Here is a 12,243-nt window from a genome sequence, read left to right on the forward strand (position 1 = left end):
ACCGTCGTCACTGCGTCTGATAGGTGCCGGTGACGGTCGCTTCCGCCAAGGCATGCTTCTTTGCCTCCGCCCACATGGCGCTGATGCCGGCGGCATCGGGGATCGAAAGCTTCGGCACGTCGAGGGCGGCGAGGCGGAAGATATAGTGATGCGGACGATCGCCGGCCGGCGGTTGCGGGCCGTCGTAACGGGCGTTCCCGAAATCGTTCTTGTAGAACCGCGGCGCCTGTTCGGGTGCGGTGTCGGCGCTTTCGGCGAGTTCACTCCACTGCGCCGGGATATTGGCGATGCCGCAATGGCGGAAGGTGCCGCGCGGGGCGTCCGGATCCTCGACCACCAGAGCAAAGCTCCTGGTCTCGTCGGGGGCGCCGCTCCAGGCGAGCGGCGGAAAGAGATTCTCGCCCGCACGGGCATATTTCTTCGGGATCGGCTGATCCTGCGCAAAGGCTTTGCTGATCAATGTCAAAGTCATGACAGTCTCCTTAGCGTCTCAGGGACGACCGCTTCCCTTCTTATGCTGGCTTTCCTGATTGCGGCCGCGCGCGATCGTGCGATCATCGTTCCCCGCATCCGGATCGGGCTTCAGATCGCGGCCTCTTTCGCCTGCGCATTGCGTTGCAGATCTGCTTCGGCGTCGAAACCATCATCGGCGTTTGCGGTTTTCTCGCGTTTTTCGATGACGCGAAGCTGCTGCTCATGGGTCTTTTTCCCCGTCATGACATTCCTCCTTGTCTGAGCACATGCCCTCTTTGGACGCCTCGCCGGCGCCAGCATCAGGGTCGAACCCGCCGGCCTTCTCATTGTTCCCCGGGGCCGGGCAATTCTGCCTGTGATTTTCGGAGTTACGCAGCTCTATCAAAAGCTTTCATCATTCCATCAGCGACGAAGACTTTTCCGAGGGAGATCGGGCGATTACGGTTTCTCCGACACATCAAGGGGATATGGTGATGCTGACAATTTACGGGGTCTATCGTTCACGCGCCTCGCGCGTCTATTGGATGGCGGAAGAGCTCGGGCTCGAATTCCGCTCGGTGCCGGTGCTGCAGGCCAGGCGGCTCGCCGACCCGCTCGCCGCGGAGGCGCCGCTCAACACCCATTCGGCCGAGTTCGCCGCCGTCAATCCGATGGGTCAGATCCCCAGCATTGCCGACGGCGACCTCGTCATGCACGAGTCGCTGGCGATCAATCTCTACCTCGCCCGCAAACATGGCGGGCCGCTGTCGGGCCAAACCGTCGAGGAAGACGGATTGCTGACGATGTGGACGGTGTGGGCGGCCTCGCAGGTCGAGCCGCATTCGGTCCGGATCGTGCTGACCTATGATAACGGCCTGGAAAACAGCGCCGAGGGCAAGGAGACGATCGCGGCCGCCTGTTACGGGCTGCGTCGGCCGCTTGCGGGGCTCGAAAGCCAGCTTGCCGGCCGCCAGTGGATCGTCGGCGACCGCTTCACCGTCGCCGATCTCAACATTGCCGAGGTGCTGCGCTATGCCCAGAGCGAGGCAGCGCTTTTCGATGCCTATCCGAACGTCAAGGCCTGGATCGAGCGCTGCCAGTCCCGCCCCGCTTACAAGAGAATGCAGGAGACGCGCGGCAAGGAACCGATCGAGGTTTGATCTAAAGCGCGTCGCGCTTTAGCTTTTTGTTTTTGCGCATGTCGTTGCGGCAAACGCGCTTCGCGCTGTGCCTGGGAAAACCGCTGCACAGTTTAGCGCGACATGCTTTAGCGGAACAAGGCGAGCGTACCGTCCATTTCTTCGCGGATCCACGCCTTGAAATCCTTGACCTTCTTCGGCTCGCGCGCACCCTCGGCGGCAATGAAATAATGGCCGAAACCGGTCTTTGCGCGAATGCCGAAGGGAGCCGCCAGCCGGCCTTCGGCCAGCGCAAAGGCGGCAAGCGTCTGCCAGGCAAGCATCACGCCCTGGCCGGCGATCGCCGCATCGAGACAGAGCGAGGCGTCGTTGAAGACGTGACGGGTCACAGGCGTGGCGCCCGATAGCCCCGCCTCGCGCATCCAGACCTCCCAGCCGAACATGGCATGGCCATCGATGATGGCAGGCAGCTTCAGGATATCGGCGGGCTCTTTCAATTTCGCCGCCATTTCGGGCGAACAGACCGGAAAGACCTCCTGTTGCAGCAGCAGTTCGGCCTTCACGTCTGGCCATTTGCCAGCGCCGACACGGATGCCGATATCGACATCGCCAAGCGCCGGATTGACGAGATTGTGCGTCGCATCCAGCCGCAGCTCGATGTCGGGATGTCGCTCGGCGAAACGATCGAGCCGGCAAACGAGCCAGCGGGCGGCGAAGACCGGCGCCACCGAGATAGTCAGGATCGCATCATCCTTGCGGCTGGCGATCGACACCGCCGCCGAAAGACGGGCAAAACCCTCGTCGAGCGCATGCAGCACCGGCCGGCCGGCTTCGGTGGCGATCATGCCGCGGGCGGTGCGCTCGAAGATCACCTGCCCCAGTTGCGCTTCGGCCTTGATCACCTGCTGGCTGACGGCGCCGACCGAGACGCCAAGCTCGTCGGCGGCGGCCTGCAGCGAGCCGAGCCGGCCGACGGCATCGAGTGCCCTGAGGCCGTTGAGGTGCACCGTGTTGAGGTTCTTCATATAGTTTTTCTATAACAGCGGCTCGGTAATCTCAATTGAAAATCTGGCTGCCGGCGCACAGATTGGTGGCATAGGCGATCCCAGCCGGTGCGGGATCACCATTTTCGTCACGCTGGAGAAAGCGAGGCATACCATGTCATTGCTGAAGTTTTTCTTGAAGCCCGCCCTTGCCACGGAGGGCGCGGACACCGCTCCAATCTGGAAGGACGATCCGCTGCGACACCCCGAGATCGAGCACATGTCGTTGCGCGAAATCGCTGATCTGCCGCTTGGAATGGAGACTGACGCAAGCGCAGAGACCAGGACGCCGCTGACGACAGCCGCGTGAGACGGCTGCCGCTCATTTGCTGAATCGCTCTGTGTCGGCCCACAAATTGCGCGTCGCCGTAGAAAAACCTTACTTGGCACCTGCATTCGCGCGAGCCACGTCAAACCCGGCGTCGCGAAGCCTATCTATTTCAGCAAAGAGATTTTCAGTGCCATCCATTCGAAAAATCCTATTCGGACTCCTCGCAATTTTCACGGTCGTGATTGTCGTCGGCGCCGGCTGGCTCTGGCAGGTCGCGGGTGTTTACGGTTTCAACACCGTCTTGCGGCGCGGCGGGACCTATTGGACCGACATGAAACCTGACGATGATCGCCTTTCCGCCTCCATGCGTTTGGCGTTGAGCCCCGTGGTCCCGGCGGTCCTGCCCGGGCCGCTGGTCTGGCAGGAGCCGGAGCCGGGCTTCGAGGTGGCGGAGCTGCCGGTTCTTGCCGATGGCCGCGAAGTCGACCGGATCTTTCTCAGCAGAGTTGACCCGGCCCGCTTTCGATTCGTCACGCATAATGCGGCTGCGGGCGATAAGGGCATCGACGAATGGGAAAAGGCTTTGCCGAACGCCGTGCTCATCGTCAACGGCAGCTATTTCGACAAACATGGCAGGCCCGATACGCCTTTCATCAGCGAGGGCATTGCGATGGGTCCTCAGCAGTATGACGCGCGGGCCGGCGCCTTCACTGCCGACAAAGACACTGCCGAGATCCGTGACCTCTCGCATCAGGATTGGCAGACAGCCTTTGTCGGCGCCTCGAACGCCATGGTCTCCTATCCGCTCCTGATCGGCGATGACGGGCAAACGCATGTGAATGTGAAAAGCCGCTGGCTCGCCAACCGTACGTTTGTCGCCAAAGACGATCTGGGGCGTGTCGTCATCGGGACGACAAAGGAAGCGTTCTTTTCCCTCGACCGGCTGGCAGAGTTTCTCAAGACCTCGCCGCTCAATCTCAAGGTCGCGCTCAATCTTGACGGCGGTCCCGTCGCCTGCCGGAGCGTGCGGCTGAATGGCTATCGGCAAAAATTCTACGCACGGTGGGAGTCTCAGGCGGACGGCAACACAGTAAGCCTGCTCCGCTGGCCGATTTCCGAAGCCAACTGGGCCATGCCGATGGTGCTGACGGTCGAGCGGAAATAGGTCGATCGGCACTGCGCTGAAAGGCGCCCATCCGATGACGCGCGCATTGACCTGCCGCTTTTCCCGGCGTAGATAGCTAGACAGGCTAGCCAGGAGACGTCTCATGGAATGGCAGTTGCAAGACGCCAAGAATCAGTTCTCGAAGGTAGTTCAGAGGGCGCGAGATGAGGGGCCGCAGGTGGTAACGTTGCGCGGAGAGCGGACGGCTGTCGTCTTATCCGCCCGCGATTACGACGCCCTCCGCGCCGGCCGCCCGACGCTGGTCGACGATCTGCTGGGCGGTCCTGCCTGGGACGACGAGCTTGCCGATGCGGTGGAAGCTCGGGCCAAGAACCCAAGCCGCGGCGTGACCTTCTGATGTATCTGGTTGATACGAACATCGTCTCGGAGGCGCGGCGCGGCACGCCGCAGGCGGTTACCTGGCTGCGCTCCGTCGACCCGCTGAGCATCCATCTGAGCGCCCTGACCCTTGGCGAGATCATGCGCGGCATTGCCCTCAAACAGAAGTCGGATCCGAAGGCCGCAGGCCACCTTGCCGAGTGGCTGCGCAAGCTGCGCCATGACCACGGCGCTCGCATCCTGCCGGTAACAGATCAGATCGCCGTGGAATGGGGCCGAATCGCCGCGATCCGGCCGCGCGGCGACATCGATGGACTGATCGCCGCCACCGCCATCGTCCATGATCTGATCGTCGTCACCCGCAATGTCGGCGACTTCAATGACACCGGCGTATCGGTGATCGACCCTTGGGAACCCTCGGCATGACCTCCGGGATTCTGCGCCCCTGCCCCGCGGGCCTCAGGTGAGCGATCAGCCGCGATCGTAGGCGAGCGCGCGCTGAACGGCGGGACGCTGCAGCATGCGGGCGTGGTGGGCGCTCACTTTTTCGAAGCGGGCGGGGTCGACGCCGTCGGAGGGCAGCCAGTCGGTCATGACGAAGAGATAGGGATCGGCGAGCGAATAGGTCTCGCCCATTACCCAGGGGCCCTTGAACATCGTCTCTTCGATCAGGGCGAAACAATCGGCCATATTCTGCGGCACCTTCGCCTTCATCGCCTCGAGCGCCGCCAGATCGTCGACCCAGCGCGAGCCGCGCGGGCGATGGGCATGGTTCACATGCACGGTCGAGCAGAGATAGCTGTTGAAGGACTGTAGCCGCGCCATTTCGAAGACATCGCCGAGCGGCGCCAGTTTGGCGGCCGGCGCGCTTTCCGCGATGAAACCGAGGATCGCCGGCGTTTCCGTCAGCACGCCGCGGTCGGTGACCAGCGCCGGCACCCGTCCCTTCGGATTGATCTGCAGATAATCCGGCGAACGCTGCTCACCATCGCGCAGGCTGAGCTTTTTCGTTTCGAAGGCCAAGCCGGATTCTTCCAGGGCAATCAGGCTTGCGAGCGCGCAGGTACCCGGCGCGTAGTACAAAGTCAGCATGGTTGTCGTCTCCCTTTCGGGAAGTGGTATAGCGCAGCCGTCGAGATGCCGGAACTAGCGGATTGCGGTTTTGACACTGGGTGGGGACGCCCCTCATCCGCCCGCCGGCACCAACCGGGGTCGAGCCACGCGTCTCAACCCGTCCTTCGGACCCCCGCTTGCGGGGCGAAGGGGGCAAGCCGTGACCTCTCCGTCCCTCGCCCACATCTCGCGGGGCATGTCCCCTCTCCCCGTTTGACAGGGAGAGGGCTAGGGTGAGGGGCAAATCACGGCACAAACTCGCCCTCACCCGCAGCCCGGCACATCCTCCAGCCGGTGCCAGACCGGGATGCCGCGTTCCCTCGCAATGCGCACGTCGTTGTCGGCGCCCTTGGAATCGCCGGCCAAGCGCAGTACGCCCTCGCAGAGCTGCAGCAGCCGGCCGGCGACCGGGTGGAAGATCTCTTCGTAGAGCGCATCGCCAACCGACGTGCCGCCGGCGGCGTGCCAGATCGGCAGCGCCACCCATTCACCGATCATCGGCACGTGGCCGGCCGCAAACAGCTTGTGCGAGGGTTCCTCCAGCCGCCTCAGGTTGGCGGCCATCTTTTCCGGGTCGTCGCCGGTTCCCGACCGGTAAGGGCCGGCAATCAAAATCAACATGATCCACTCCTTCGCTCCGCCCTATGCGTGAGCACTCCCGGCCTCATGCACGGGACTTCCCGAAAATGCACGATGATTCTTGAATGTCGAGTCATTTCATGCAAGATCACGCTATCTCGTTTAATTTCGTGCGGAGAGATGATGCTGACGACGCAACGCAAGGCCTTGATCCTCGACATATTGCGCCGTGACGGCCAGGTGATCGCCAAGCGCGTCGCCGGGGAATTTTCGCTTTCGGAGGACACGATCCGGCGCGACTTGAGGGAAATGGCCGCCGAAGGGCTGTTGAAACGGGTGCATGGCGGGGCGATGCCGCTGTCGCCCGATCTGCCCGATTTCACCGCCCGCCGCAGCGTCTCGTCCGAGATCAAGGCGCGGCTCGGGGCGGCGGCGGCGGCGATGATCAGGCCGGGGCAGATGATCTTCCTCGACGGCGGCACGACGACGGCGGAGATCGCCCGGCATCTGCCGCGCGACATGCCGCTGACGGTTGCGACCCACAGCCCGACGATTGCGGCCGAGCTGGAGCACCATCCGACGGCCGAGGTGATCCTGACCGGCGGCCGGCTCTACAAACATTCGATGGTGGCGACCGGGGCAGCGGCGATGGCGGCAATCTCGCAGCTGCGCCCCGACCTGTTCTTCCTCGGCGTCACCGCCGCCCATCCGGTGCACGGCCTATCCACCGGCGATTTCGAGGAGGCGGCGATCAAACGCCATATCGCCCGCTGCTCGGCCGAAACGCATGTGCTGCTGACGCAGGAGAAGTTCGACCTCGTCTCGCCTTGCCCGGTGCTTGGAATTTCCGAGGTGGCGGGGCTGATCGTGCCGGCGGAGATGACGGCCGAACGACTGAAGCCCTATCGCGATCTCAATAATACGATCGCCGCGGCATAGTCATTCCGCCAGGGCCGAGGTAACGCTGATATCGCCGACATGGATGCCGTTCCAGTTGCGCATCGCGGTTGCCGCGAAAGCCATCAGGGCGGCATGCACCGTCTCTTCCGTCTCGAAGAAGCGGGCGAGTGTGGCGGCCACCATGGCTTCGGCGGCGCGGGTGGCGCCGTCCTCGCATTTCAGCGCGATGGCGATGCCCTTTTCCGGGATCGCGGCGCAGAAGACGCCCTCGGCGCCGGTTTTGACGAAGATGCGACCCGGGGCGATCTGCATCAACGCCGTGCAGGCACGCCCGGAGCCGGCGACATAGAAGGGCTCGGCCATGCAGGCCTCGATCAGGCGGCGGGATGCCTTGGCCCGCAACGGCTCCAGTCCGATGCCGGTCACCATCTTGGCAAAACCGTGGGCAAGGCTGCGCAAAGGCACGGCATAGGTCGGGATCGAGCAGCCGTCGGTGCCGCAGCTTTCCGCGCCGAGCACGGCGCCGGTCAAGCTTTCCATCGTCGCGCGGATCTCGACCTGCAGCGGGTGCTCATAACCGACATAACCGGTCGGATCGATATCCCGGTGGCAGCAGGTGCAGATGAAGCCGGCATGTTTGCCGGAGCAATTGTTGTGCAGCGCCGTCGGCGCCGCCAGCGTGCGGGCCTGCTGGATCAGGACCTTCTGGTTCATCGACCAATGGGCGCCGCATTCCAGGGCTCCCGCATTCCGGCCGGCGCGCGCCAGCATCGAAGCGGCAAGCGCCACATGCTCGTCCTCGCCATTATGCGAGGCGCAGGCGAGCGCCAGTTCCTTGTCGCCAAACCCATAGGCATCGGCTGCACCGCTTTCGACGAGCGGCAGTGCCTGCATCGCCTTGCAGGCGGATCGCGGGAAGACGGCGGCCTCGATATCGCCGAGCGAAAAGACAAGGCTGCCATCGCCATCGACGACCGCCACCGCACCGCGATGACGGCTTTCGACGAGCAGGCCACGGGTGACTTCGACGGCGACGGGATTGGTCATGGGCTCTCATCCGATGCTGGTGGGATGCCGCAGGCATAACGCGTCAGGGCGCGAAAGCCAACGGGGTTTGGGCTAGGCTGCCCGTCGCAGGGCCAGCGGCCTGTCTTGGGAGCGCCTGCTATTGTGTGGTGGACATCCCGCCAGCTTCCGTCATCCGTCGCCACCGTTGGATTTGCCACGGATCTCCCGCCACTCTCCGTCGTCCTCGGGCTCGACCCGAGGACCCAGGCTGGCCTCCGTCGCACCGTCCCATGGATTCCAGGCTCAAGGACTGGAACGACGGAGGTTGAAGAGGGCGGTTTGGCAGGATCACTACGCTGCTGCCGTCCAGCCTTAACCTCCGTCACTCGGGCAAATCGACTTCTGGCTCTCCAGTCTGACAGCCCATATCTGAGCGGACATGCATCACAAAAATTGACCGCGGCAATCGAAAACTATCGTTTCCCTGATGTGTCCGATTCCGGCTAAAGGTGGTGCATCAGGAACCGCTCCCATGTCATCCATTTTTTCCTTGATCCTTGGCGATAAGAGGATCCGCATTCCCACCGTGACGCTCGTCGCGCTCGCCTTTACCTATGCCTCGACCGTGCCTTACCAGTCGATCATCGGCATCAATGAACTGGGCTTGAGCAACGGCGCCTATTCGGCGCTGGTGTTCTTCTCGGCGATCGTCAACGTGACGACCAGCCTGATGCTCGGCATCTGGTCGGACAGGCTGAAGGAGCGGCGGCCGCTGGTGCTGGCGCTGTCGGTCGCCGGCATGCTCGGCTTCGGATCGATCGCGATCATCCACAGCCCGGCCATCTTCATCGTGTCGACGCTGCTGCTGGTGCCGATGAGCAATTCCACCTATTCGCTGCTTTTCGCCAGCCTGCGCGCCAGGACCAACCAGATCGAGCGCGGCCAGGCAGCGGCGGTGACGGCGACGGTGCGGGCGCTGTTTTCCGGCTCCTGGGCGATGGCGCCGGGGCTGATCGGCCTTTATCTCGCCAATTCGGCGTCGATGACGCCGGCCTATGGGATCGCGGCCTTCGCAAGCCTGATCTGCTTTTGCCTGTATTTCTTCTTCGCGCCCGGCAATGGCACTGCCGGCCCCGCCCCCGATCACGTCGGCTTTCTGGCGTCACTGAAACGCATCTTCATGCCGGCGGTGCTGGGGCGCGTCGTCGTCCTGTCGCTGCTCTTCGGGCTGCAGCGGCTGAACGGCATGCTCTCGCCGCTGATCATCACCCATGCGGCCGGCGGAACCGTGGTCGATGTCGGCTTCATGGCCGGGCTGACGGCCTTTCTCGAAATGCCGTTCATGATGCTGTGGGGTTTTGCCCAACGGCGCTTCCGCACCGTGCATGTGCTCGCCTTCGGCGCGCTGATCTACTGCACCTATCTGATGCTGCTCGGCTTTGCTTCGGCGCGCTGGCACATCTATGCGCTGCTCCTCCTCAACGCCTGCGGGGCGGCGGCGATCCTCAGCGTGCCGATCACCTATCTGCAGGACCTGATCGCCGACCGACCGGGCCTCGGAACCTCGCTGATCTCGCTCAACAGTTTCATCGGCACCGGCATCGCCGCCGGGCTCTTCGCCTTCGGCACCGGCATCACCAGCTATTCCGGTACCGCCTTCGTCGGCGCCGGCGCCGGTCTGGCGGCGATCGGAGCGCTGCTCTATCTCGAAAGCGAGCGGCGCCAGGCGCGGCAGCCGGCTTGATGTGCCTGCCGGCAGCAAGTCTGGATAGACCCTCACTGCACATTCGATCATCTGAGGCCTTGTGCCACGACTGTCCTGTTGGCGCCAATGGCCGCCCCTCACCCTAGCCCTCTCCCCGTAAACGGGGCGAGGGGACGTGCCCCGCGCGAGGTTGGCGGGGACGGAGAGGCTTCGGCTATCCCCCTCGCCCCGTTTACGGGGTCCGAAGGACAGGTCGAGACCCGTGGCTCGACCTCCGGTTGGTGCCGGCAGGCGGATGAGGGGCTCGCGGCGCGGCTCGCTCGGCAGCGCGGCTGAGCGCTCCGCCTCAACGCGGCGTGATGCGATAAGCGCAGCGGCGGGCGCCGGCGAGGATGTGTTCGCTGCGCTCGACCTCGGCGCCGAGGACGGCCCGGAAGGTTTCGAGCTCGGAGCGGCAGAAGCCGGCGCAGACGGATGCGGCCGCGCAGATCGGGCAGTGGTTTTCGACCAGCATGAAAGAGCCATCGGCCTCCCGCCAGCTGTCGGCCATATAGCCTTCGCGGGTGCGGATGGCGGCGAGGCCGTCGACGCGGGCGGCAAGGTCGCCGGCAGTCTCCAGCTCTCGGCGATAGCGCTTCAAGGTTTCGGTCTCGCGGGCCGAGATGACGGTGTCGAGCGCTGCGGCGCCAAGCTGTTCGGTGAGGGTGGCGAGCAGGTTTGCCGTCAGTTCGGCATGGCCGTCGGGAAAGCGGCGATTGCCGGCCGCAGTCAGATGCCAGAGCTGACGCGGCCGCCCCCGGCCAGCGGCGGCGACGGTCACGGGTTCCACCAGCCCCTCCTCCGACATCCTCGCCAGCTGCTGGCGGGCGGCCTCGCCCGAGATGCCGAGCGCATCGCCGATTGCGGCGGCAAGCTGGGGACCCTCGGTCTTGATCAGGATCAGAATCCTGACGGCTGGGGATTGGCGCATATTTTCCAAGTTAGGTCTTGTTTTAATCCGGACGGCGGTTATTTTCCAATTTATAACTTGGAAAATCATTGCTCGCCAGCAAAAAACGTCGAGGATCGCCCATGTCCGAAATCGACCAGACCATCGCCCTTCCGAACGCCAGCTCCGTCTTCCGCCTGTTCCTTCCCGAGCACTTGGCGGCAACGCTGATGCTGGCCGGCGGCGTGACGCTTTATGCGGTCGAGAGCTACATCACCGCGACCATCGCTCCTTCGATCGTGCGCGATATCGGCGGCCTTGCCCTGTTTTCCTGGGTGACAAGCCTGTTCGTCGCCGCCGCCGTACTCGGTTCGATCTTCGTCGCCATGCGGCCACGGGGGATTACGCTGCGCGGCGTCTATGTGATCGCCGCCCTCGTCTTCAGCGCGGGCAGCATGGTCGCCGCAATCGCCCCGTCAATGCCGGTGGTGCTGATCGGCCGGGCGCTGCAGGGCCTCGGCACCGGGGCGCTTGCGGCCCTTGGCTACGCCTTCATCCGCTTCGTCTATCCCGAACCGTTGTGGCCGAAGGCGACGACGCTTTACGCGGCGATCTGGGGGATCTCGACCGTCATCGGCCCGACGCTCGGCGGCTTCTTTCCCGCCGGCAGCAGCTGGCGCTATGCCTTCATCGTGCTCGTGCCGCTCGGCCTCGTAATGGCGGGCCTGGCGCCGCGGCTCCTGCCCGAGGTCGAGGACGACCGCGAGCAGATCAAGACGCCGGTTGCCCAGATCGGGCTGCTTCTTGCCGCGGTGCTGATGATCAGCGCCGCCGGCGCGATCACGGCGACAGCCATGAAAGCTCTATTGATCGCCGCCTCGGTCATCGCGGTCTCGGCCATGCTGCTGGTCGAGGGCCGAAGCCGCAACAGGCTGCTGCCGTCCGGCGCCGTCAGCCTGTCGAAGCCGATTTCCCGCGTCTATCTGACGATGCTGGCCATGACCCTCGTGCTCGTCAGCGACGTCTTCATTCCCTATTTCCTGCAGAGCCTGCACGGCGTGACACCGCTGATGTCGGGCTATCTCGTCGCGCTGGTCGCCGTCGGCTGGACCTTCGCCGCCTTCCTCAGCAGTTCACTGACCGGCGGCCAAGCCCATGCGGCCATCATCATCGGCGCGCTGATCGAGGCGGCAGCGACGGCTTCGCTGACGCTCTTCCTCGCCAGGGACAATGCAGAGGGGCAATTGCTGCTCGTCGTGCCAGCGGCGGCCGCCATGTTCATGATGGGCTTCGGCATCGGCCTCGGCTGGGCGCATCTCGTCGCCATGGTGCTGAAACTCGTCGCCAGCAACGAACAGGACAAGGCCTCGGCGGCGATCCCGACGATGAGTTCGCTCGGCGGCGCCTTCGGTGCGGCCATCGCCGGCGTCATCGCCAATGGCGCCGGGCTCGTCGAGCCGGGCGGCGTTGCCGGCAGCATCGCGGCGGCCCACTGGCTCTATGCGGCGATGGCGCTGCCCGGCATCGTCGCGATTGCGGCGGCGATAACGCTGAGAGACAGCCGAAATTGAAAAGGCGCCTCAAGGTTCGAGGCGCCTCT

Annotated in this window: 14 protein-coding genes and 1 pseudogene; 8 read left to right on the plus strand and 7 right to left on the minus strand. The window is 64.2% G+C overall.

Annotated elements, in window-relative coordinates:
- Positions 1 to 7: 7 nt before the first annotated feature.
- Both EFD56_RS27490 and EFD56_RS27495 read right to left on the minus strand, forming a co-directional pair.
- Positions 8 to 472, minus strand: a complete 465-nt coding sequence (locus EFD56_RS27490) for a YbhB/YbcL family Raf kinase inhibitor-like protein (RefSeq protein WP_126906782.1) — start codon at positions 470 to 472, stop codon at positions 8 to 10.
- A gap of 18 nt (positions 473 to 490) precedes the next feature.
- Positions 491 to 717, minus strand: a pseudogene (locus tag EFD56_RS27495) (hypothetical protein).
- A gap of 230 nt (positions 718 to 947) precedes the next feature.
- On the opposite strand from EFD56_RS27495, the gene EFD56_RS27500 reads away from it, so the two are divergent.
- Positions 948 to 1,613 carry a glutathione S-transferase family protein gene (locus EFD56_RS27500; RefSeq protein ID WP_126906783.1) on the plus strand — a complete coding sequence of 222 codons (666 nt, stop codon included), beginning with the start codon at positions 948 to 950 and terminating at the stop codon, positions 1,611 to 1,613.
- Positions 1,614 to 1,720: 107 nt separating this feature from the next.
- Here the strand turns inward: EFD56_RS27500 and EFD56_RS27505 are convergent, their stop codons facing one another.
- Positions 1,721 to 2,617 (minus strand): LysR substrate-binding domain-containing protein, encoded by an 897-nt coding sequence (locus tag EFD56_RS27505; RefSeq protein WP_126906784.1) that lies wholly within the window; start codon positions 2,615 to 2,617, stop codon positions 1,721 to 1,723.
- Positions 2,618 to 2,750: 133 nt separating this feature from the next.
- On the opposite strand from EFD56_RS27505, the gene EFD56_RS27510 reads away from it, so the two are divergent.
- The 4 genes from EFD56_RS27510 (at position 2,751) to EFD56_RS27525 (ending at position 4,836) form a co-directional block, all read left to right on the plus strand.
- Entirely contained in the window at positions 2,751 to 2,945 is a 195-nt protein-coding gene (locus tag EFD56_RS27510) for a hypothetical protein (protein ID WP_126906785.1), read from the plus strand.
- 148 nt (positions 2,946 to 3,093) lie between these two features.
- Positions 3,094 to 4,071 carry a phosphodiester glycosidase family protein gene (locus EFD56_RS27515; RefSeq protein WP_126906786.1) on the plus strand — a complete coding sequence of 326 codons (978 nt, stop codon included), beginning with the start codon at positions 3,094 to 3,096 and terminating at the stop codon, positions 4,069 to 4,071.
- Positions 4,072 to 4,174: 103 nt separating this feature from the next.
- Positions 4,175 to 4,429, plus strand: a complete 255-nt coding sequence (locus tag EFD56_RS27520; RefSeq protein ID WP_126906787.1) for a type II toxin-antitoxin system Phd/YefM family antitoxin — start codon at positions 4,175 to 4,177, stop codon at positions 4,427 to 4,429.
- Positions 4,429 to 4,836 carry a type II toxin-antitoxin system VapC family toxin gene (locus tag EFD56_RS27525; protein WP_010025678.1) on the plus strand — a complete coding sequence of 136 codons (408 nt, stop codon included), beginning with the start codon at positions 4,429 to 4,431 and terminating at the stop codon, positions 4,834 to 4,836. Before EFD56_RS27520 ends, EFD56_RS27525 begins: the two co-directional genes overlap by 1 nt.
- A 45-nt stretch (positions 4,837 to 4,881) precedes the next feature.
- Here EFD56_RS27525 and EFD56_RS27530 read toward each other — a convergent pair whose 3' ends face one another.
- Positions 4,882 to 5,502 carry a glutathione S-transferase family protein gene (locus EFD56_RS27530; protein WP_126906788.1) on the minus strand — a complete coding sequence of 207 codons (621 nt, stop codon included), beginning with the start codon at positions 5,500 to 5,502 and terminating at the stop codon, positions 4,882 to 4,884.
- Between the two features lie 285 nt (positions 5,503 to 5,787).
- Positions 5,788 to 6,144, minus strand: coding sequence for a hypothetical protein (locus EFD56_RS27535; protein ID WP_016734452.1), 357 nt, complete (start codon positions 6,142 to 6,144; stop codon positions 5,788 to 5,790).
- A 141-nt stretch (positions 6,145 to 6,285) separates the two neighbouring features.
- Between EFD56_RS27535 and EFD56_RS27540 the strand changes: the two genes are divergently transcribed.
- Complete coding sequence (locus tag EFD56_RS27540) at positions 6,286 to 7,041, plus strand: DeoR/GlpR family DNA-binding transcription regulator (RefSeq protein ID WP_126906789.1); 756 nt, start codon at positions 6,286 to 6,288, stop codon at positions 7,039 to 7,041.
- Here the strand turns inward: EFD56_RS27540 and EFD56_RS27545 are convergent, their stop codons facing one another.
- Complete coding sequence (locus EFD56_RS27545) at positions 7,042 to 8,049, minus strand: asparaginase (RefSeq protein WP_126906790.1); 1,008 nt, start codon at positions 8,047 to 8,049, stop codon at positions 7,042 to 7,044. It lies immediately after the preceding gene.
- 448 nt (positions 8,050 to 8,497) lie between these two features.
- On the opposite strand from EFD56_RS27545, the gene EFD56_RS27550 reads away from it, so the two are divergent.
- Positions 8,498 to 9,754 (plus strand): MFS transporter, encoded by a 1,257-nt coding sequence (locus tag EFD56_RS27550; protein WP_342635162.1) that lies wholly within the window; start codon positions 8,498 to 8,500, stop codon positions 9,752 to 9,754.
- A gap of 307 nt (positions 9,755 to 10,061) precedes the next feature.
- Here the strand turns inward: EFD56_RS27550 and EFD56_RS27555 are convergent, their stop codons facing one another.
- Entirely contained in the window at positions 10,062 to 10,685 is a 624-nt protein-coding gene (locus tag EFD56_RS27555; RefSeq protein ID WP_126906792.1) for a helix-turn-helix transcriptional regulator, read from the minus strand.
- A gap of 101 nt (positions 10,686 to 10,786) precedes the next feature.
- Here EFD56_RS27555 and EFD56_RS27560 point away from each other — a divergent pair, with 101 nt between their 5' ends.
- Positions 10,787 to 12,214: an MFS transporter gene (locus EFD56_RS27560; RefSeq protein ID WP_126906793.1), complete on the plus strand. Its 1,428-nt coding sequence runs from the start codon at positions 10,787 to 10,789 to the stop codon at positions 12,212 to 12,214.
- Positions 12,215 to 12,243 lie beyond the last annotated feature (29 nt).

The organism is Rhizobium phaseoli, assembly GCF_003985125.1.
Lineage (GTDB): Bacteria > Pseudomonadota > Alphaproteobacteria > Rhizobiales > Rhizobiaceae > Rhizobium > Rhizobium phaseoli.

Excerpts from the sequence above, each read along its gene's own strand:
- EFD56_RS27490 (WP_126906782.1), bottom strand. The coding sequence starts at position 472 with ATGACTTTGACATTGATCAGCAAAGCCTTTGCGCAGGATCAGCCGATC.
- EFD56_RS27500 (WP_126906783.1), top strand. The coding sequence starts at position 948 with ATGCTGACAATTTACGGGGTCTATCGTTCACGCGCCTCGCGCGTCTAT.
- EFD56_RS27505 (WP_126906784.1), bottom strand. The coding sequence starts at position 2,617 with ATGAAGAACCTCAACACGGTGCACCTCAACGGCCTCAGGGCACTCGAT.
- EFD56_RS27510 (WP_126906785.1), top strand. The coding sequence starts at position 2,751 with ATGTCATTGCTGAAGTTTTTCTTGAAGCCCGCCCTTGCCACGGAGGGC.
- EFD56_RS27520 (WP_126906787.1), top strand. The coding sequence starts at position 4,175 with ATGGAATGGCAGTTGCAAGACGCCAAGAATCAGTTCTCGAAGGTAGTT.
- EFD56_RS27525 (WP_010025678.1), top strand. The coding sequence starts at position 4,429 with ATGTATCTGGTTGATACGAACATCGTCTCGGAGGCGCGGCGCGGCACG.
- EFD56_RS27530 (WP_126906788.1), bottom strand. The coding sequence starts at position 5,502 with ATGCTGACTTTGTACTACGCGCCGGGTACCTGCGCGCTCGCAAGCCTG.
- EFD56_RS27535 (WP_016734452.1), bottom strand. The coding sequence starts at position 6,144 with ATGTTGATTTTGATTGCCGGCCCTTACCGGTCGGGAACCGGCGACGAC.
- EFD56_RS27540 (WP_126906789.1), top strand. The coding sequence starts at position 6,286 with ATGCTGACGACGCAACGCAAGGCCTTGATCCTCGACATATTGCGCCGT.
- EFD56_RS27545 (WP_126906790.1), bottom strand. The coding sequence starts at position 8,049 with ATGACCAATCCCGTCGCCGTCGAAGTCACCCGTGGCCTGCTCGTCGAA.
- EFD56_RS27550 (WP_342635162.1), top strand. The coding sequence starts at position 8,498 with ATGTGTCCGATTCCGGCTAAAGGTGGTGCATCAGGAACCGCTCCCATG.
- EFD56_RS27555 (WP_126906792.1), bottom strand. The coding sequence starts at position 10,685 with ATGCGCCAATCCCCAGCCGTCAGGATTCTGATCCTGATCAAGACCGAG.
- EFD56_RS27560 (WP_126906793.1), top strand. The coding sequence starts at position 10,787 with ATGTCCGAAATCGACCAGACCATCGCCCTTCCGAACGCCAGCTCCGTC.